This window comes from Streptomyces sp. NBC_00154, from assembly GCF_026342835.1.
Classification (GTDB): domain Bacteria; phylum Actinomycetota; class Actinomycetes; order Streptomycetales; family Streptomycetaceae; genus Streptomyces.
This window is the reverse complement of sequence record NZ_JAPEMI010000001.1, coordinates 5228969-5248730: the sequence shown is the minus strand read 5'-3', so window position 1 is coordinate 5248730 and position 19762 is coordinate 5228969. Positions and strand designations below refer to the sequence as shown.

Annotated in this window: 17 protein-coding genes; 6 read left to right on the top strand and 11 right to left on the bottom strand. The window is 69.2% G+C overall.

Annotation, left to right across the window (positions count from 1 at the left end; genetic code table 11):
- Positions 1–25: 25 nt before the first annotated feature.
- Complete coding sequence (locus tag OHA03_RS23515) at positions 26–979, bottom strand: heme o synthase (protein WP_267005771.1); 954 nt, start codon at positions 977–979, stop codon at positions 26–28.
- Between the two features lie 400 nt (positions 980–1379).
- Between OHA03_RS23515 and tkt the strand changes: the two genes are divergently transcribed.
- The 6 genes from tkt to OHA03_RS23485 all read left to right on the top strand — a co-directional run bounded on the left by tkt (position 1380) and on the right by OHA03_RS23485 (position 8411).
- The gene (gene tkt, locus OHA03_RS23510; RefSeq protein ID WP_267005770.1) at positions 1380–3482 is read left to right on the top strand and encodes a transketolase; all 2103 of its coding nucleotides are present in this window, start codon (positions 1380–1382) and stop codon (positions 3480–3482) included.
- A 34-nt stretch (positions 3483–3516) separates the two neighbouring features.
- On the top strand, positions 3517–4635 hold the full coding sequence (gene tal / locus OHA03_RS23505) for a transaldolase (RefSeq protein WP_267005769.1): 1119 nt from the start codon (positions 3517–3519) through the stop codon (positions 4633–4635).
- 5 nt (positions 4636–4640) lie between these two features.
- On the top strand, positions 4641–6173 hold the full coding sequence (gene zwf, locus OHA03_RS23500) for a glucose-6-phosphate dehydrogenase (RefSeq protein ID WP_267005768.1): 1533 nt from the start codon (positions 4641–4643) through the stop codon (positions 6171–6173).
- Complete coding sequence (gene opcA / locus OHA03_RS23495) at positions 6170–7192, top strand: glucose-6-phosphate dehydrogenase assembly protein OpcA (protein WP_267005767.1); 1023 nt, start codon at positions 6170–6172, stop codon at positions 7190–7192. Before zwf ends, opcA begins: the two co-directional genes overlap by 4 nt.
- Complete coding sequence (pgl, locus tag OHA03_RS23490; protein WP_267005766.1) at positions 7189–7971, top strand: 6-phosphogluconolactonase; 783 nt, start codon at positions 7189–7191, stop codon at positions 7969–7971. The genes opcA and pgl overlap by 4 nt, the downstream gene beginning before the upstream one ends.
- 80 nt (positions 7972–8051) lie before the next feature.
- Entirely contained in the window at positions 8052–8411 is a 360-nt protein-coding gene (locus OHA03_RS23485) for a VOC family protein (RefSeq protein WP_267005765.1), read from the top strand.
- Positions 8412–8648: 237 nt separating this feature from the next.
- Here the strand turns inward: OHA03_RS23485 and pgi are convergent, their stop codons facing one another.
- The 10 genes from pgi to uvrC all read right to left on the bottom strand — a co-directional run bounded on the left by pgi (position 8649) and on the right by uvrC (position 19679).
- Positions 8649–10310 (bottom strand): glucose-6-phosphate isomerase, encoded by a 1662-nt coding sequence (gene pgi / locus OHA03_RS23480; protein WP_267005764.1) that lies wholly within the window; start codon positions 10308–10310, stop codon positions 8649–8651.
- Positions 10311–10465: 155 nt separating this feature from the next.
- Positions 10466–10801, bottom strand: a complete 336-nt coding sequence (locus OHA03_RS23475; RefSeq protein ID WP_078852825.1) for an RNA polymerase-binding protein RbpA — start codon at positions 10799–10801, stop codon at positions 10466–10468.
- A 109-nt stretch (positions 10802–10910) separates the two neighbouring features.
- Positions 10911–11141 (bottom strand): preprotein translocase subunit SecG, encoded by a 231-nt coding sequence (gene secG / locus OHA03_RS23470; RefSeq protein WP_030919783.1) that lies wholly within the window; start codon positions 11139–11141, stop codon positions 10911–10913.
- 129 nt (positions 11142–11270) lie between these two features.
- Complete coding sequence (tpiA, locus tag OHA03_RS23465) at positions 11271–12047, bottom strand: triose-phosphate isomerase (protein WP_267005763.1); 777 nt, start codon at positions 12045–12047, stop codon at positions 11271–11273.
- 6 nt (positions 12048–12053) lie between these two features.
- Positions 12054–13265: a phosphoglycerate kinase gene (pgk, locus tag OHA03_RS23460; protein ID WP_267005762.1), complete on the bottom strand. Its 1212-nt coding sequence runs from the start codon at positions 13263–13265 to the stop codon at positions 12054–12056.
- A 108-nt stretch (positions 13266–13373) separates the two neighbouring features.
- Positions 13374–14381 carry a type I glyceraldehyde-3-phosphate dehydrogenase gene (gene gap / locus OHA03_RS23455; RefSeq protein WP_030919775.1) on the bottom strand — a complete coding sequence of 336 codons (1008 nt, stop codon included), beginning with the start codon at positions 14379–14381 and terminating at the stop codon, positions 13374–13376.
- A gap of 261 nt (positions 14382–14642) precedes the next feature.
- A complete protein-coding gene (gene whiA, locus OHA03_RS23450; protein ID WP_030919772.1) occupies positions 14643–15632 on the bottom strand; it encodes a DNA-binding protein WhiA in 990 nt (329 codons plus the stop codon).
- Entirely contained in the window at positions 15623–16657 is a 1035-nt protein-coding gene (yvcK, locus tag OHA03_RS23445) for a uridine diphosphate-N-acetylglucosamine-binding protein YvcK (protein ID WP_267005761.1), read from the bottom strand. The genes whiA and yvcK overlap by 10 nt, the downstream gene beginning before the upstream one ends.
- The gene (rapZ, locus tag OHA03_RS23440) at positions 16654–17646 is read right to left on the bottom strand and encodes an RNase adapter RapZ (protein WP_267005760.1); all 993 of its coding nucleotides are present in this window, start codon (positions 17644–17646) and stop codon (positions 16654–16656) included. Before rapZ ends, yvcK begins: the two co-directional genes overlap by 4 nt.
- Positions 17643–19679: an excinuclease ABC subunit UvrC gene (gene uvrC, locus OHA03_RS23435; RefSeq protein WP_267005759.1), complete on the bottom strand. Its 2037-nt coding sequence runs from the start codon at positions 19677–19679 to the stop codon at positions 17643–17645. The genes rapZ and uvrC overlap by 4 nt, the downstream gene beginning before the upstream one ends.
- Between the last annotated feature and the right edge of the window lie 83 nt (positions 19680–19762).

Genomic DNA, 19762 nt, shown 5'->3' with positions numbered 1-19762 from the left:
CCGTCGGCAGGAGCAGAAGCGGGGGTCACCTCAGGAAGGGGTCCACCGCGACAGCGACGAACAGCAGCGAAACATAGGTGATCGACCAGTGGAACAGTCGCATCTCCTTGAGCTTGGCACCGGACACCCCGGCCTTGGCCCGGTTCTGCAGGCCGTGTGCCTCCCAGAGCCAGAACCCGCCGGTGAGCAGCGCCACCGAGGTGTAGAACCAGCCGGTGTAGCCGAGCGGGGTCAGCAGCAGCGAGACGGCCACCATCACCCAGCTGTAGATGACGATCTGGCGGGCCACCACCCGGTTGGAGGCGATGACCGGAAGCATCGGAACGCCGACCCGGGCGTAGTCGTCCTTCACCTTCATCGACAACGGCCAGTAGTGCGGCGGCGTCCAGAAGAAGATGACGGCGAAGAGGATGACGGCGGCCCACGACACCGAGTTCGTGACGGCGGACCAGCCGATGAGGACCGGCATGCAGCCCGCGATGCCGCCCCAGACGATGTTCTGCGCGGTGCGGCGCTTCAGCAGCATCGTGTAGACGACGACGTAGAAGAGCAGCGCGCCGAGCGACAGCGCCGCCGACAGCCAGTTGACCAGCAGTCCGAACCAGAGCGTCGAGATCACCGCGAGGGCGATGCCGAAGGCCAGGCATTCGCGCGGACTCACCATGCCGGTCACCAGTGGGCGCTGCGACGTACGGTCCATCAACGCGTCGATGTCGCGGTCGATGTACATGTTGAGCGCATTGGCACCGCCCGCGGAGAGATATCCGCCGATGGTGGTGGTGAGCACGAGCCACAGGTCGGGCACACCTTGAGCGGCCAGGAACATCACCGGAACAGTGGTGATCAGCAACAGCTCGATGATCCGCGGCTTGGTCAGCGCCACAAATGCCTTGACACGGGCCCCGAACGGGCGATGGCCCCCTGGGCTCGGAGTCAAGGCGACCCCTGCGGGTCGGGACTCGACGGCCGTCACGCACACCCCTGACAGAGAAATCCCAGCAAGCTCCGGACATGAAGGCCCAGTAAAGACTTGCGCGAACCAGACCACTGTAGACGTTGGGGACAGGCCGTTCTTCGCGGGGGTGGGGTCGTGTTGGAGTGGCACAGAAGTGCTGTAGGGAAGCGGTGCAGAAGCGCCGCGCAGGAGAGGCACATAAGTAAGGAGTGACGCTCATCGGAGTGGCGCAGAAGTAGCTGGTCGCGCTCATTGGAGTAGCGCAGAAGTGAGCCCTCCCGCTCATACGGGAGGCGAACTTCGCGGGTCGCCTGCACCCTGGAAAGCACCCGGAAATTGCGGGTTCCGTCGGGGGTAGGCTCGACAATGTCCGGTGCGGTCACAGTCACCGGTTTACAACAGTGGAGAGGAGCCCTGACTCAGGGTGAGCACCAAGCCGACCACCACAGACCTCCAGTGGACCGAATTGGACCAGCGGGCCGTGGACACTGTCCGCGTCCTTGCCGCCGACGCCGTACAGAAGGTCGGAAACGGCCACCCGGGTACGGCGATGAGCCTGGCTCCCGCCGCGTACACCCTCTTCCAGAAGGTGATGCGGCACGACCCCGCCGACGCGGACTGGACGGGCCGCGACCGGTTCGTGCTGTCGGCGGGCCACACCAGCCTGACCCTGTACATCCAGCTCTACCTGGCCGGGTACGGCCTGGAGCTCGATGACCTCAAGGCGTTCCGTACCTGGGGTTCGAAGACCCCCGGGCACCCGGAGTACGGCCACACCACCGGTGTCGAGACGACGACGGGCCCGCTGGGCCAGGGTGTCGCCAACGCCGTGGGCATGGCGATGGCCGCCCGCTACGAGCGCGGTCTGTTCGACCCGGAGGCGGCCCCCGGCACCTCCCCCTTCGACCACATGGTCTGGGCCATCGCGGGTGACGGCTGCCTGCAGGAGGGTATCTCCGCGGAGGCGTCCTCGCTGGCCGGGCACCAGAAGCTGGGCAACCTGGTCCTGCTCTGGGACGACAACCACATCTCCATCGAGGGCGACACGGAGACCGCGGTCTCCGAGGACACCCTGAAGCGGTACGAGGCGTACGGCTGGCACGTCCAGCGCGTCGCCCAGCTGCCCAACGGCGACCTGGACCCGGCGGGTCTCTACGACGCGCTGCAGGCGGCCAAGGCCGAGACCGAGCGTCCGTCGTTCATCGCGGCCCGCTCGATCATCGCCTGGCCGGCCCCGCACGCCCAGAACACCGAGGCCTCGCACGGCTCGGCGCTCGGCGACGACGAGGTCGCCGCGACCAAGAAGGTCCTGGGCTTCGACCCGGAGAAGACCTTCGAGGTCTCCGACGAGGTCATCTCGCACACCCGTGAGGCGCTGGACCGCGGCCGTGAGGCCAAGGCCGAGTGGGAGAAGAAGTTCGCCGCGTGGCGTACCGCCAACCCGGAGCGCGCCGCCGAGTTCGACCGGATCTCGGCGGGCGAGCTGCCCGCGGGCTGGGAGGACAAGCTTCCGGTCTTCGAGCCGGGCAAGGCGGTCGCCACCCGCGCCGCCTCCGGCAAGGTGCTCCAGGCGCTCGGCGAGATCATCCCCGAGCTGTGGGGCGGCTCCGCCGACCTCGCCGGCTCGAACAACACCACGATCGACAAGACGTCGTCGTTCCTCCCGGCGGGCAACCCGCTGCCGGGCGCGGACCCGTACGGCCGAACGATCCACTTCGGTATCCGCGAGCACGCCATGGCCGCGGCGATGAACGGCATCGCACTGCACGGCAACACCCGCATCTACGGCGGCACCTTCCTGGTGTTCTCCGACTACATGCGCAACGCCGTGCGTCTGTCCGCGCTGATGCACCTGCCGGTGACGTACGTGTGGACGCACGACTCGATCGGTCTCGGCGAGGACGGCCCGACCCACCAGCCGGTGGAGCACCTGGCCTCGCTGCGCGCCATCCCGGGCCTGAACATCGTCCGCCCGGCCGACGCCAACGAGACCTCCATCGTCTGGCGCGAGATCCTGCGCCGCTACACCAAGGTGTTCGGCAAGGGCGCCCCGCACGGTCTGGCGCTGACCCGCCAGGGCGTGCCGACCTACGAGGCGAACGAGGACGCGGCCAAGGGCGGCTATGTGCTCTTCGACTCCGAAGGGACCGACGGGCAGAGCGCGGAGCCGCAGGTCCTCCTGATCGGTACCGGTTCCGAGGTGCACCTCGCCGTCGAGGCGCGCGAGGAGCTGCAGGCGGCCGGCATCCCGACCCGGGTCGTGTCGATGCCCTCCGTCGAGTGGTTCGAGGAGCAGGACCAGGCGTACAAGGACAGCGTTCTGCCGCCGTCCGTGAAGGCCCGCGTCGCCGTCGAGGCGGGCATCGGCCTGACCTGGCACCGGTACGTCGGTGACGCCGGCCGGATCGTCTCGCTGGAGCACTTCGGTGCCTCGGCCGACGCCAAGGTCCTCTTCCGCGAGTTCGGCTTCACCGGCGAGCACGTCGCCGCCGCAGCCCGGGAATCCCTCGCCGACGTCACGCGCTGACGCCGTTATACGACTAGTAGGAGATGCAATTCTCATGACAGACGCACTCAAGCGCCTCTCCGACGAGGGCGTGGCGATCTGGCTCGATGACCTGTCGCGCAAGCGGATCACGTCCGGCAACCTCGCCGAACTGATCGACCAGCAGCACGTCGTGGGCGTCACCACCAACCCGTCGATCTTCCAGAAGGCCATCTCGCACGGCGACGGTTACGAGCAGCAGCTCACCGACCTCGCGACCCGCAAGGTCACGGTCGACGAGGCCATCCGCATGATCACGACGGCGGACGTCCGTGACGCCGCCGACATCCTGCGGCCGGTCTTCGACGCCACGGACGGTCAGGACGGCCGGGTCTCCATCGAGGTCGACCCTCGGCTGGCCCACCACACCGACGCCACGATCGCCGAGGCCAAGCAGCTCGCCTGGCTGGTGGACCGGCCGAACACGCTCATCAAGATCCCGGCGACGAAGGCCGGTCTGCCGGCCATCACCGAGGTCATCGGCAGGGGCATCAGCGTCAACGTCACGCTGATCTTCTCGCTGGAGCGCTACCGCGAGGTCATGGACGCCTACCTGGCGGGCCTGGAGAAGGCGAAGTCCGCGGGCCTGGACATCTCCAAGATCCACTCGGTGGCCTCGTTCTTCGTGTCCCGCGTGGACTCCGAGATCGACAAGCAGCTCGACGCGGTGGGCACCGACGAGGCCAAGGCGCTGAAGGGCAAGGCGGCGCTCGCCAACGCCCGGCTGGCCTACGAGGCGTACGAGGAGGTCTTCTCCTCCGACCGCTGGGCCGCCCTGGACAAGGCGCAGGCCAACAGGCAGCGTCCGCTGTGGGCCTCCACCGGCGTGAAGGACCCCGCGTACAAGGACACGCTGTACGTCGTCGACCTGGTCGCCCCCGGCACGGTGAACACCATGCCCGAGGCCACCCTGGAGGCCACGGCCGACCACGGGGAGGTCACCGGCAACACCATCGCCGGCACCTACGCCCAGGCGCGGGCCGAGCTCGACGCCGTCGCAAAGCTCGGGATCTCCTACGACGACGTCGTACAGCTCCTCGAGGACGAGGGCGTCGAGAAGTTCGAGGCGTCCTGGATCGACCTGCTCAACTCCACCGAGGCGGAGCTCAAGCGCCTCGCCCCTTCGGAGGGCTGACCACTTTGTCTGGTGTTCCCGGAGCCAACCCGCTCCGTGACGCCCAGGACCGCCGGCTCCCGCGTATCGCGGGGCCGTCGGGCCTGGTCATCTTTGGCGTCACGGGCGATTTGTCCCGTAAAAAGCTGATGCCCGCCATCTACGACCTGGCCAATCGCGGTCTGTTGCCGCCGGGCTTCTCGCTCATCGGCTTCGCGCGCCGTGAGTGGCACGACGAGGACTTCGCGCAGGAGGTCCACGACGCGGTCAAGCAGCACGCGCGTACGCCGTTCCGTGAGGAGGTCTGGCAGCAGCTCATCCAGGGGATGCGCTTCGTCCAGGGCAACTTCGACGACGACGACGCCTTCGAGACCCTCAAGGCCACCATCCAGGAGCTCGACAAGGAACAGGGCACGGGCGGCAACTTCGCCTTCTACCTGTCCGTGCCGCCGAAGTTCTTCCCCAAGGTCGTCCAGCAGCTCAAGAAGCACGGGCTGGCGGACCAGAAGGAGGGTTCCTGGCGGCGCGCCGTCATCGAGAAGCCGTTCGGCCACGACCTCGCCAGCGCGCAGGAGCTCAACCAGCTCGTGCACGATGTGTTCCCGCCCAACGAGGTCTTCCGGATCGACCACTACCTGGGCAAGGAGACGGTCCAGAACATCCTGGCGCTGCGCTTCGCCAACACGATGTTCGAGCCGATCTGGAACCGGTCGTACGTCGACCATGTCCAGATCACGATGGCCGAGGACATCGGCATCGGCGGCCGGGCCGGCTACTACGACGGCATCGGGGCAGCCCGTGACGTCATCCAGAACCACCTGCTCCAGCTGCTGGCGCTGACGGCGATGGAGGAGCCCGGCTCCTTCCACCCGAAGGCCCTGGTGACCGAGAAGCTCAAGGTGCTCACGGCGGTGGAGCTGCCGGAGGACCTGGGCAAGCACACCGTGCGCGGCCAGTACGCGCACGCGTGGCAGGGCGGCGAGGAAGTGCTCGGCTACCTCGAGGAGGACGGTATCGACCCCAAGTCGAAGACCGACACCTATGCCGCGATCAAACTGACGATCAACAACCGCCGCTGGGCGGGCGTGCCGTTCTACCTCCGGACCGGAAAGCGGCTCGGCCGCCGGGTCACCGAGATCGCGGTCGTCTTCAAGCGCGCGCCGTACCTGCCCTTCGAGTCCGGTGCGACGGAGGAGCTGGGCGGCAACGCCCTGGTCATCCGGGTGCAGCCGGACGAGGGCGTCACGGTGCGCTTCGGCTCCAAGGTCCCCGGCACCTCGATGGAGGTCCGGGACGTCACGATGGACTTCGCCTACGGCGAGTCCTTCACGGAGTCCAGCCCGGAGGCGTACGAGCGGCTCATCCTCGATGTGCTGCTCGGCGACGCCAACCTCTTCCCCCGCCACCAGGAGGTCGAACTCTCCTGGAACATCCTCGACCCGATCGAGGAGTACTGGGACAAGCACGGCAAGCCCGCGCAGTACGCGGCGGGCACCTGGGGTCCGGCCGAGGCGGACGAGATGCTCGCACGAGATGGACGGAGCTGGCGTCGGCCATGAAGATCGATCTCACGGAAACCACTTCCAGCAAGATCAACCAGGCGCTGGTGTCGGCCCGGCGTGCCGCCGGCTCGCCGGCTGTCGGCATGGTGCTGACCCTGGTGGTCGTCACCGACGAGGAGAACGCGTACGACGCCCTGAAGGCGGCCGGCGACTCCTCGCGCGAGCACCCCTCGCGCATCATCGCGGTGATCAAGCGGGTCAGCCGCTCGCCGCGCAGCCGGCGCGACGCGCGGCTCGACGCCGAGGTGCGGGTCGGTTCCGACTCGGGCTCCGGCGAGACCATCGTGCTGCGACTGCACGGTGAACTTGCCAACCACGCCCAGTCGGTCGTCCTGCCACTGCTGCTGCCGGACGCCCCGGTCGTGGTGTGGTGGCCCGAGGGCGCGCCCGAGGACCCGGCCAATGATCCGCTGGGCGCACTCGCCCAGCGCCGGATCACGGACGCGTATTCGGCGGAGCACCCGAGCGCCGAACTCGGGGTGCGCGCCAAGTCGTACACCCCGGGCGACACCGATCTGTCCTGGACCCGCATCACGCCGTGGCGCTCGATGCTCGCGGCCGCACTCGACCAGAAGCCCGTCGAGGTCCTCTCGGCGACGGTCGAGGGCGAGTCCGAGAACCCGAGCTGTGAGCTGCTCGCCATGTGGCTCTCGGACCGGCTGGGCGTGCCGGTGGAGCGCACGCGTTCCGCCGGTCCCGGTCTGACGGCCGTACGGATGCAGACCAAGGGCGGCACCATCGTCCTGGACCGGCCCGACGGTTCGCTGGCCACGCTCTGCATGGAGGGGCAGCCGGACCGTGCGGTGGCGCTCAAGCGACGGGAGACCGCCGAACTGCTCGCCGAGGAACTGCGGCGTCTCGACCCGGACAACATCTACGCGTCCGCGGTGAAGTTCGGCGTGGACCGGCTCGGCGGCGCGGCGGAGCCGAAGTCCGCCGAGCCGGAGAAGCCCGCCACCGCCGCCGCACCGGCAGCCGCGAAGAAGACTGCGGCGAAGAAGGCGGCAGCGAAGTGAGTGCCCCTCAACTTGTCGTGCACCGCGACAAGGAGCTGATGGCGCAGGCCGCCGCCGCCCGGCTGATCACGAAGATCGTGGACGCCCAGGCCGCGCGCGGTCACGCCTCGGTGGTGCTCACCGGCGGACGCAACGGCAACGGCCTGCTGGCCGCTCTCGCCGAGGCGCCCGCCCGGGACGCGATCGACTGGTCGCGGCTCGAACTGTGGTGGGGCGACGAGCGGTTCCTGCCGGAGGGCGATCCGGAGCGCAATGTCACGCAGGCCCGCCGGGCCCTGCTGGACTCGGTGCCGCTGGACCCGTCCCTGGTCCATGCGATGCCCGCGTCGGACGGCCCCTGCGGCAACGACGCCGACGCCGCCGCGGCCGCGTACGCCGACGAACTGGCCGCCGCGGCCCGTCCGGAGGACCACGGCCCGGTACCGACGTTCGATGTGCTGATGCTGGGCGTGGGCCCGGACACGCATGTCGCCTCGCTGTTCCCGGAGCTGCCCGCGGTACGGGAGACCGAGCGCACCGTCGTCGGTGTGCACGGCGCTCCCAAGCCGCCGCCCACCCGGGTCTCGCTGACGCTGCCCGCGATCCGGGCCGCGCGCGAGGTGTGGCTGCTCGCGGCGGGCGAGGACAAGGCGGAGGCCGCGGAGATCGCGCTGTCGGGCGCCGGGGAGATCCAGGCCCCGGCGGCGGGCGCGTACGGACGCAGCCGCACCCTGTGGCTGCTGGATGCTGCGGCGGCCTCCCGGCTGCCGCGCGCACTGTATCCGCCGGCCTCTCCCTGAGCGGTCGTCAGTACTGCGGTACGTCGGGCCCGGTCCGCTCTCAGGAGCGGACCGGGCCTTCGCCGTAAAAGGCTCCGGCCATGGTGCGTATCGGAACCGTGGTGATGGGTGCGTCGGACGTCCGTCGGGCGGCCGCCTTCTGGACGGCGGCGCTCGGCCATGTGGAGCGTGAGCCGGCGACGGGCGACTGGGTGGTGCTGGTGCCGGCCGACGGGCAGGGCGTCGGGCTGTCCCTGGGGCTGAGCGAGTCCCCCGTGCAGGAGGTCCCCCGGGTCCACCTGGATCTGTACACGGAGGAGCAGGACGCCGAGGTGGAGCGGCTGCTCACGCTCGGGGCGGCCCAGGTCGACTGGCAGCTGTATCCGCAGGACCCGGACTTCGTGGTGCTCGCGGACACCGAGGGCAACCGCTTCTGCGTCATCGACACGACGCACGGCTGACCGGGTCGGGCACTCCCCAGGAAGGCCTCCAGCAGCCCCGGTACGGCCTCGCAGGCGAAGCCGATGCCGGGGGCCGCGGCCCCGTACGAGCCACCGACGGGGAAGAGGACGGCACACGCCACGCCGAGGACCGCCGCGGTCGGCGGCCGCTCGGCCGCCACCGGGTGACGGCGCTCGGGTCCGGCGTGCTGTTCGGCGGCCGGAGCCGTACCGCCCTCTCCCCCGGGGTCATCCGGCTCAGCGACCCCTGCGCGTGCGGTACGCGGCGACCAGTGCGGCGGTCGAGCTGTCCAGCTGCTCGCCGCCCCCCGCCGCCGCCGTCTCGGTCAGCACCGGTTCGATCTTCTTGGCGAGGACCTTGCCGAGCTCGACGCCCCACTGGTCGAACGAGTCGATGTTCCAGATGGCACCCTGGACGAAGACCTTGTGCTCGTACAGCGCGATCAGCTGACCGAGGACGGACGGCGTGAGCCGGTCGGCCAGGATCGTGGTCGTGGGGTGGTTCCCCCGGAACGTCTTGTGCGGCACGAGCTCCTCGGCGACGCCCTCCGCACGGACCTCGTCCGGCGTCTTGCCGAAGGCGAGCGCCTGGGTCTGGGCGAAGAAGTTGGCCATCAGCAGATCGTGCTGGGGGACCAGTCCGGGCAGCAGATCGGCGACCGGCTCGGCGAAGCCGATGAAGTCGGCCGGGATGACCTTGGTGCCCTGGTGGATCAGCTGGTAGTAGGCGTGCTGCCCGTTGGTGCCGGGCGTGCCCCAGACGACCGGTCCGGTCTGCCACTCGACCGGATGGCCGTCCCGGTCCACGGACTTGCCGTTGGACTCCATGTCCAGCTGCTGCAAGTAGGCGGTGAACTTGGACAGATAGTGGCTGTACGGCAGCACGGCGTGCGACTGAGCATCGAAGAACGCGCCGTACCAGACACCCAGCAGGCCGAGCAGCAGCGGGGCGTTGGCCTCCGGCGGAGCGGTGCGGAAGTGTTCGTCGACGAGGTGGAAGCCGTCGAGCATCTCGCGGAACCGGTCCGGGCCGATGGCGATCATCAGCGAGAGGCCGATGGCGGAGTCGTACGAGTAGCGGCCGCCGACCCAGTCCCAGAACTCGAACATGTTGGCGGTGTCGATGCCGAAGTCCGCGACCTTCTCGGCGTTCGTCGACAGTGCCACGAAGTGCTTCGCGACGGCGTCCTGGTCGGCGCGCAGACCGGTCAGCAGCCAGTCGCGGGCGGAGGTGGCGTTGGTGATGGTCTCGATCGTGGTGAACGTCTTCGACGCGATGATGAAGAGCGTCTCGGCCGGGTCGAGGTCGCGGACGGCCTCGTGCAGGTCGGCCCCGTCGACGTTGGACACGAAGCGGACGATGAGCGAGCGGTCCGTGAAGGAGCGCAGCACCTCGTACGCCATGGCGGGACCGAGGTCGGAGCCGCCGATGCCGATGTTGACGACGTTCTTGATCCGCTTGCCGGTGTGACCGGTCCACTCCCCCGACCTGATGCGGTCGGCGAAGGCCGCCATCTTGTCGAGCACGGCGTGCACGGCGGGCACCACGTTCTCGCCGTCGACCTCGATGACCGCGTCGCGCGGGGCACGCAGCGCGGTGTGCAGGACAGCGCGGTCCTCGGTGGTGTTGATCTTCTCGCCACGGAACATGGCGTCCCGCAGCTCGGCGACACCGGTCGCGTCGGCGAGCTCGCGCAGCAGCCGGAGCGTCTCGTCGGTGACCAGGTGCTTGGAGTAGTCGAGATACAGATCGCCGACCCGGAGGGTATATCCGGTGCCGCGCTCGGGATCGTCCGCGAACAGCTGCCGCAGATGGGTCTGGCCGAGCTGCTCACGGTGCTTGCCGAGAGCGGTCCATTCGGGCGTCTGATTGAGCTTGGTTCGGCTTTGTGCGTTCATCCCGGATATCAGCCCACTTCTTCTCGTGCCTGCACATGCCCCGCTGCCCCTCCAACTTAATTGATCAGAGGGGTGGGCGAGGCGACAGAGAGCTGCGGCGCCGACAAATGCACTCCGGCCGGGCACCCTGGGGGTGACCGGCCGGTGAACAACTCTTAGATTTCGCCCCGGAGTTTTGCGAGGGCCTCGGCGAGGATGGCCTCGCCGTCCGCATCGCTGCGCCGCTCGCGTACATACGCAAGGTGCGTCTTGTACGGTTCGGTGCGCGGCGGGTCCGGCGGGTTGTCCCGGTCCTGGCCGGCCGGGAAACCACAGCGCGGGCAGTCCCAAGTCTCCGGTGTCTGCGCGTCACTGGCGAAGCTCGGCTGCGTCTCGTGCCCGTTCGAGCACCAGAAGGAGATGCGGAGGCGCGGCGCGGACTCGCCCCGCTCGGCCTCCCCCATCGGCCCCGCTCCGACCCGGCTTCCCCGGATCGCGTTGCCACTTGCCACGGTCGTAACTCCCTGCGTGATGGTGCTCGAAGATGCCCCAGTCTACGTAAGGCCCAACGCGCGTCCAGTGAAAGGAGTTACACCCTCACCGGGAATCGCGGACGGCGGGTCAGTTGTCCAGCTTCATCAGCAGACCAAGCACAATAATGCACGCGAACCATCCCAGACCGACCACTACGGTGATCCGGTCGAGGTTTCGCTCGGCGACCGACGAGCCACCGACGGACGACTGCATACCGCCACCGAACATGTCGGAGAGGCCGCCGCCCTTTCCCTTGTGCATCAGCACCAGCAGCATCAGCAGCAGGCTGAAGACGATCAGGGCGATCGAGAACCCCATAACCACGGCTGGTCCCTACTTTCCGGAATTCCCTTGGACTGCTCTAACGGATCTGACGGACAACGGAGGCCGGGAGGACGCACCTCCTCGGCCCCCGCAAGGGTACGACGGATCCGCGCTACCGCATACTCACTGGTCGCGGAAGCGGACGATCTTGACGAATTCGTCCGCGTCGAGAGCGGCGCCACCGATCAGCGCACCGTCGATGTCGGGCTTTGCCATGATCTCCGCGACGTTCCCCGACTTCACCGAGCCGCCGTACTGGATGCGGACCGCGTCGGCCAGCTCCTGGGAGTACAGCTCGGCGAGCCGGCCGCGGATGGCCCCGCAGACCTCCTGGGCGTCGTCGGCGCCGCAGACCTTGCCGGTCCCGATGGCCCAGACCGGCTCGTACGCGATCACGATGGACTCGGCCTGCTCGGCCGGAATGTCCTTGAGCGCGCCGTCGACCTGCGCGAGGGTGTGCGCGACGTGGCGGCCCTCCTCGCGGACCGACTCCTCCTCGCCGACGCACAGGATCGGGGTCAGGCCGTTCTTGTACGCGGCCTTGATCTTGGCGTTGACGATCTCGTCGGTCTCGTGGTGGTACTGGCGGCGCTCGGAGTGGCCGATGGCCACATAGGTGCACTTCAGTTTGGCGAGCATGGGACCGGAGATCTCACCGGTGTACGCGCCGGAGTCGTGTGCCGAGATGTCCTGGGCGCCGTACTTGATCTTCAGTTTGTCGCCGTCGACCAGCGTCTGCACCGATCGCAGGTCGGTGAAGGGCGGCAGGACGGCGACCTCGACGGCGTCGTAGTCCTTGTCGGCCAGGGCGAAGGCGAGCTTCTGGACGTGTGCGATGGCCTCGAGGTGGTTGAGGTTCATCTTCCAGTTGCCCGCCATCAGCGGGGTACGGGTGCTCATGAAAGGTCAGTCCTCCAGTGCGGCGAGGCCGGGAAGCGTCTTGCCCTCGAGGTATTCGAGGCTGGCGCCGCCACCGGTCGAGATGTGGCCGAATGCGTTCTCGTCGAAGCCCAGGATGCGGACGGCCGCGGCGGAGTCGCCACCGCCGACGACACTGAAGCCCTCGGAGTCGACGAGGGCCTGGGCGACTGCCCGGGTGCCCTCGGCGTAATCGGGGTGCTCGAAGACGCCCATCGGGCCGTTCCAGAAGACGGTGACGGCGTCGGCGAGCTTCGAGGCGTACAGCTTGTTGGTCTCGGGTCCGTTGTCCAGACCCATCACACCGGCCGGGATGGCATCCGCGGGCACGGTGGTGTGCCGGCTCGGGGCCTTGGTCTTGAGGTCGGGGAACTGCTCGGAGACCACGACGTCGACGGGGAGCACGAACTCCACGCCCTTCTCTTCGGCCCGCTTCAGATACTCCAGCACCGCCGGGATCTGGTCCTCCTGCAGGAGGGAGCTGCCGACCTCGTGGCCCTGGGCCTTGAGGAAGGTGTACGCCATGCCGCCGCCGATGAGGATGCGGTCGGCCCGCTCCAGGAGGTGGTCGATGACGCCGAGCTTGTCGGAGACCTTGGAGCCGCCGAGCACGACGGCGTACGGGCGCGCGACGTCCTCGGTGAGCTTCTTCAGGACGCCGACCTCGGTGGCGATCAGGTCGCCCGCGGCGTGCGGCAGCCGGGCCGGGAGGTCGAAGACCGAGGCGTGCTTGCGGTGGACGGCTCCGAAGCCGTCGCCCACGTACACATCGGCGAGCTCGGCGAGCTGATCGGCGAACGCGCCGCGCTCGGCGTCGTCCTTCGACGTCTCTCCGGGGTTGAAGCGGAGATTCTCGATGCCGGCGACCTTGCCGTCGGTGAGCGCGGCGACCGTGGCACGGGCGGACTCGCCGACCGTGTCGGTCGCGAAGGCCACGTCGGCGCCGATCAGCTCGCCGAGCCGGGCGGCGGCGGGGGCCAGGGAGAAGGCCGGGTCCGGGGCGCCCTTGGGGCGGCCCAGGTGCGAGGCGACGATGACCCGGGCACCGGCCGCGGCCAGCTTCTCCACGGTCGGCTGGACGGCGCGGATGCGGCCGTCGTCGGTGATGGTGGTGCCGCTCAGCGGCACGTTGAGGTCGGCGCGGACGAATACGCGCTTGCCGGTGACCCCTTCGGCGAGAAGTTCGTCGATCGTCTTCATCTTGCTGGACTCCTTGGAGGGCGGGGAAGCATGCAACGGGGCTCGAACGGCGCTGCGTTGCGCTGTCCGAGCCCCTTGCTCACATCGAGGTGCCTGCCGATCCGACGGTCAGAGCTGGCTGCCGACGAAGACGGTCAGGTCGACGAGGCGGTTGGAGTAGCCCCACTCGTTGTCGTACCAGCCGATGACCTTGACCTGCGTGCCCTCTGCCATGGTGAGCAGGGAGTCGAAGGTGCAGGAAGCCGGGTCCGAGACGATGTCCGAGGACACGATCGGGTCCTGGGTGTAGACGAGCTTGCCCTTGAGCGGGCCTTCCTCGGCGGCCTTCTGGAACGCGGCGTTGACCTCGTCGCGGGTGACCTCGCGCTCCAGCGTGATGACCAGGTCGGTGACGGAGCCGGTCGGGACCGGGACGCGCATCGCGATGCCGTCGAGCTTGCCCCTGAGCTGCGGGAGCACCAGAGCGGTGGCCTTGGCGGCACCGGTCGTGGTCGGGATGATGTTCTCCGCCGCGGCGCGGGCGCGACGCAGGTCGGAGTGCGGGAAGTCCAGGATGCGCTGGTCGTTCGTGTACGCGTGGACCGTCGTCATGAGGCCCTTGACGATGCCGAAGTTCTCGTCCAGAACCTTGGCCATCGGCGCGACACAGTTGGTGGTGCAGGAGGCGTTGGAGATGACGTGGTGGTTGGCCGCGTCGTACTTCTCCTCGTTGACGCCCATCACGATGGTGATGTCCTCGTCCTTGGCCGGAGCCGAGATGAGGACCTTCTTGGCGCCGCCCGCGATGTGCTTCTCGGCGTCGGCCTTCTTGGTGAAGATGCCGGTCGACTCGATGACGATGTCGACGCCCAGCTCACCCCAGGGGATGTCGGCCGGGTTGCGCTCGGAGAGCACCTTGATGGTGTGACCGTCGACAGTGATGCTGTCGGCGGTGTGGCTGACCTCTGCCTTCAGACGACCCAGAATGGTGTCGTACTTCAGCAGGTGGGCCGTGGTCGCAGTGTCACCCAGGTCGTTGACAGCCACGATCTCGATGTCCGCACCCTGCTCCAGCAGCGCGCGGAAGTAGTTACGACCGATGCGGCCAAAGCCGTTGATGCCTACGCGGATCGTCACGAACCGATCTCCTCGTTAGGTACGCCGGGTTTCGACGCCGGCGAGTTGTATGGGATGTCCCCGACCGCCTCCGACCCTACCTCTCCGTGGGCTCCGGAGTGACATCGTGCGGGGCCGGAAGCGCCGCGAAGGCCCGTACTCCCCGGTAGGAGTACGGGCCTCCGGTTGCTCGGCCTCACATGCAGTGACGATTACGGAGTGTCAACATCCCCGGGGGCAAGGCACGTTCCGCCTTCGGCCGGGATTCGACGCCGTTTCACCTCAGCCCACCAGGCCGTCGGCGAGCTCCTCGCTGAGCGTGGACTCCGTCCCCGGGATACCGAGGTCCTGGGCCCGCTTGTCGGCCATGGCCAGCAGCCGGCGGATCCGGCCGGCGACCGCGTCCTTGGTCAGCGGCGGGTCGGCGAGCGCACCCAGCTCCTCCAGGGAGGCCTGCTTGTGCTCCATGCGCAGCCGTCCGGCCGCCGCGAGGTGCTCGGGCACCTCTTCGCCCAGGATCTCCAGGGCGCGACCCACCCGGGCGCCTGCGGCCACCGCGGCCCGTGCCGAGCGGCGCAGGTTGGCGTCGTCGAAGTTGGCGAGCCGGTTGGCGGTGGCCCGGACCTCGCGGCGCATCCGCCGCTCCTCCCAGGCCAGCACCGACTCATGGGCACCGAGCCGGGTGAGCAGGGCGCCGATCGCATCGCCGTCGCGGACGACGACCCGGTCCACGCCGCGTACCTCGCGGGCCTTCGCCGCGATGGAGAGCCTGCGGGCCGCGCCGACCAGTGCGAGCGCCGCCTCCGGGCCCGGGCAGGTCACCTCCAGCGAGGAGGAGCGGCCCGGCTCGGTGAGCGAGCCGTGGGCCAGGAAGGCACCGCGCCAGGCAGCCTCGGCGTCGCAGGTGGCCCCCGAGACCACCTGCGGGGGCAGCCCGCGGATGGGCCGGCCGCGACCGTCCACCAGGCCGGTCTGGCGGGCCAGCTGGTCGCCGCCCGCCACCACCCGTACGACATAGCGGGAGCCGCGGCGCAGCCCGCCGGGGGCCATCACGATCAGCTCCGAGCTGTGCCCGAAAATTTCGAGAATGTCCCGCTTCAGCCGACGCGCCGCCATTGCGGTGTCCAGCTCCGCCTCGATCACAATCCGGCCGCTCACCAGGTGCAGCCCGCCCGCGAACCGAAGAATCGCCGAAACCTCTGCCTTCCTGCAGCAGGTCCGGGTCACGGGAAGCCGAGAGATTTCGTCCTTCACCGCTGGCGTCATCGCCATGGGCCGATCCTTCCATGCATCCGAAAAATACGGTCGTACGCGGCGGCCAACAGCTCCGGATCATGGATCGGAACGCCGTCGGGTGAGGCCACCGGCGCCAGCTCGACCGCGGCACCGAGCCGCTTGGCGGCATCGGCGAGGGACTCGCGATCGGGCACGGCGGCTTCGTCGGCCAGCACCACGTCCAGGGCGAGTTTAGGGGCGTGTCGTCCCAAAACCTCCAAATGACGCTGCGGAGAGAAGCCATCAGTTTCGCCGGGCTGCGGTGCCAGGTTGAGTGAGAGGACCTTACGGGCCTTCGTCGTGACGAGCGCGTCGAGCAGTTCCGGTACGAGCAGATGCGGGATCACCGAAGAGAACCAGGATCCCGGGCCGAGCACCACCCAGTCCGCGTCGAGGACCGCCTCGACCGCCTCCGGGACGGCCGGCGGGTCGTTCGGGACAAGGTGCACGGACTGCACCTCACCGGGGGTCAGCGCCACCGTCGCCTGGCCGCGCACCGTGTCCACGGCGTCCGGACGGGCCGGGTCGTGGCCCCGTACGAGCGCCTGGAGCTCCAGCGGCACGGCGGACATGGGCAGCACCCGGCCGTGCGCGCCGAGGAGCTTGCCGACCAGGTCCAGGGCCTGTACATGGTCGCCGAGCTGCTCCCAGAGGGCGACGATCAGCAGATTGCCGACCGCGTGCTCGTGCAGATCGCCCTTGGACTGGAAGCGGTGCTGGATGACCTGCGCCCAGGTCTGGCCCCAGTCGTCGTCGCCGCAGAGTGCGGCGAGCGCCTTGCGGAGGTCGCCGGGCGGCAGGACGCCGAGCTCTTCACGGAGCCGGCCGCTGGAGCCGCCGTCGTCGGCGACGGTGACCACAGCGGTGAGATCGCCGGTGATCCGGCGCAGCGCGGCGAGCGACGCGGACAGGCCCATGCCGCCGCCGAGCGCGACGACCTTGGGCTGGGCGCCACGCTTGCGGGCGGAGAGCGCAGAGGTGGCTCTGCGCAGCCGCCGCAGGCGCAGATTGCGGCTGGTCACTCGCGCCCCATGTCCCGGTGGACGAGAACGGTCTCGATCCCTTCGGCGGCGAGCCGGGCGGCCAGCTTCTCGGACATCGCGACGGAGCGGTGCTTGCCGCCCGTGCAGCCGACGGCGATCGTCACATAGCGCTTGCCCTCACGGCGGTAGCCCGCGGCAACCAGCTGGAGCAGCTCGGTGTACTGGTTGAGGAACTCCTTGGCGCCCGGCTGGTTGAAGACGTACGCCGAGACCTCCTCGTTGAGTCCGGTGAACGGGCGCAGCTCGGGGACCCAGTGCGGGTTGGGCAGGAAGCGGCAGTCGGCCACCAGGTCCGCGTCGACCGGCAGGCCGTACTTGAAGCCGAACGACATCACCGTGGCGCGCAGCTCCGGCTCCTCGTCACCGGCGAACTGGGCGTCCATCTTGGCGCGCAGCTCGTGCACATTGAGGCTGGAGGTGTCGATCACCAGGTCGGCGTCGCCGCGGAGCTCGCGCAGCAGGTCGCGCTCGGCGGCGATGCCGTCGACGATGCGGCCGTCGCCCTGGAGGGGGTGCGGGCGGCGGACCGATTCGAAGCGGCGGACCAGCGCGTCGTCGGAGGACTCCAGGAAGACGATCCGCCGGGTGACGTGCCTGGCCGCGAGGTCGGCGAGGGACTCCCGCAGGTTGTCGAAGAAACGGCGGCCGCGCACGTCGACGACGACGGCGATCCGGGCCACATTGCCCTGGGACCGGGCGCCGAGCTCCACCATGGTGGGGATCAGGGCGGGCGGCAGGTTGTCGACGACGAACCAGCCGAGGTCCTCCAGACACTTGGCGGCGGTGGATCGTCCGGCGCCCGACATGCCGGAGATGATCACCAGCTCGGGGATGGCCGGGGTGGCATCGCCCGTCTCGGTCGTGGTGCCCGTACTCACGTGTCCTGCTCCGTCTGCTCGGTCCGTGCTGCCGTGCACGCGGTCTGCGCCGTCGTGCGCGCGCTCCTGCTCGTGTTCGTGCTCAGTCATGTCGTGCTGCCCCCGTCGTCCTCTTCAATGATCTCTCCTGTCGCCGTATTCACGGCGGGCGCGGCCGGGGTGGTCGAGGCGAGGGCGACAGCCACTGATTCCGCCGTCCTGCGGCCTATCCCCGGAACCTCGCAGATCTCGTCGATTGTCGCCTGCTTCAGCTTCTTCACGGAGCCGAAATGCTTGATCAACGCCTGTTTCCGGGTCTCGCCGAGGCCTGCGACGGCGTCCAGGGGGCTGGAGCGGATGCGCTTGGCGCGCTTGGCCCGCTGATAAGTGATGGCGAAGCGGTGGGCCTCGTCGCGGACGCGCTGCAGGAGGTAGAGGCCCTCGCTGGAGCGGGGCAGGACCACGGGGTCGTCGTCGTCGGGCAGCCATACCTCTTCGAGGCGCTTGGCGAGGCCGCAGACCGCGATGTCGTCGATCCCCAACTCGTCGAGGGCCCGCTTGGCCGCGGCGACCTGCGGCTGGCCGCCGTCGACCACGACGAGCTGCGGCGGGTAGGCGAACCGCTTGGGGCGGCCGTCGTCCTCGCGGGGCTCGTTGTCGAAGGGGTCGCCGTCCCCGGCGGCGGGGTCCGGGGCCGGTACGGCTCCGGAGGGTGCCGGACTCTCCTCCCACTCCCCCGTCCGCTCCTTCTCCTGGAGGTAGCGCCTGAAGCGGCGACCGATCACCTCGTGCATCGAGCGGACGTCGTCCTGCCCCTCGAAGCCCTTGATCTGGAAGCGGCGGTACTCGCTCTTGCGGGCCAGACCGTCCTCGAAGACGACCATGGACGCGACCACGTCGTCGCCCTGGAGATGGGAGATGTCGAAGCATTCGATGCGCAGCGGAGCCGTGTCGAGGCCGAGCGCCTCGGCGATCTCCTCCAGGGCGCGGGAGCGGGTCGTCAGATCGGAGGCGCGCTTGGTCTTGTGCAGCCCCAGGGCCTGCTGGGCGTTGCGCTGGACCGTCACCATCAGGTCCTTCTTGTCGCCGCGCTGCGGGATGCGCAGGCTGACCTGGGAGCCCCGGCGGTCGGCGAGCCACTGGGAGACCGCTTCGGGGTCCTCCGGAAGGGCCGGGACGAGTACCTCCTTGGGGACGGAGTCGCCTGTCTCCTCCCCGTACAGCTGCTGCAGGGCGTGCTCGACGAGGCCCGAGGTGTCGACCGCCTCGACCTTGTCGGTGACCCAGCCGCGCTGGCCGCGTACCCGGCCGCCGCGGACGTGGAAAATCTGCACGGCGGCCTCGAGCTCGTCCTCGGCGACCGCGATCAGGTCGGCGTCGGTGGCGTCGGCGAGGACGACGGCGCTCTTCTCCATGGCACGCTTGAGGGCCTCCACGTCGTCGCGGAGCCGGGCCGCCCGCTCGTACTCCATCTCTTCGGCCGCCGCCATCATGTCCTTCTCCAGCCGGCGGATGTACGTGCCCGTGCGGCCGGCCATGAAGTCGCAGAAGCCATCCGCCAATTCTCGGTGCTCCTCGGGGGTGACCCGGCCGACGCAGGGCGCCGAGCACTTGCCGATGTAGCCGAGGAGGCAGGGGCGGCCGGTCCGCGTGGCGTTCTTGAAGACACCGGCGGAGCACGTGCGGACGGGAAAGACCCGGAGCATCAGGTCGACGGTCTCGCGGATCGCCCAGGCGTGCCCGTACGGACCGAAGTACCGCACGCCCTTCTTCTTGGCGCCGCGCATGACCTGGACCCGCGGGAACTCCTCGTTCAGCGTGACCGCGAGATACGGATAGCTCTTGTCGTCGCGGTACTTGACGTTGAACCGGGGGTCGAACTCCTTGATCCAGGAGTACTCCAGCTGCAGCGCCTCGACCTCGGTGGCGACGACGGTCCACTCGACGGAGGCGGCCGTGGTGACCATCGTGCGGGTGCGCGGGTGGAGATTGGCCAGGTCCTGGAAGTAGTTCGCCAGGCGCTGGCGCAGGCTCTTCGCCTTCCCGACGTAGATCACCCGGCGGTGCTCGTCGCGGAATTTGTAGACCCCCGGGGAGTCGGGGATCTGTCCCGGCTTGGGGCGGTAGCTGGAGGGGTCTGCCATGGTGCCCACCCTACTTGCGGGCGGTGACAGTGCGGTGTCCTCGGGGGCGATGCCGTGCTCCGGGGTGCGGGGTGGGGGAGCGC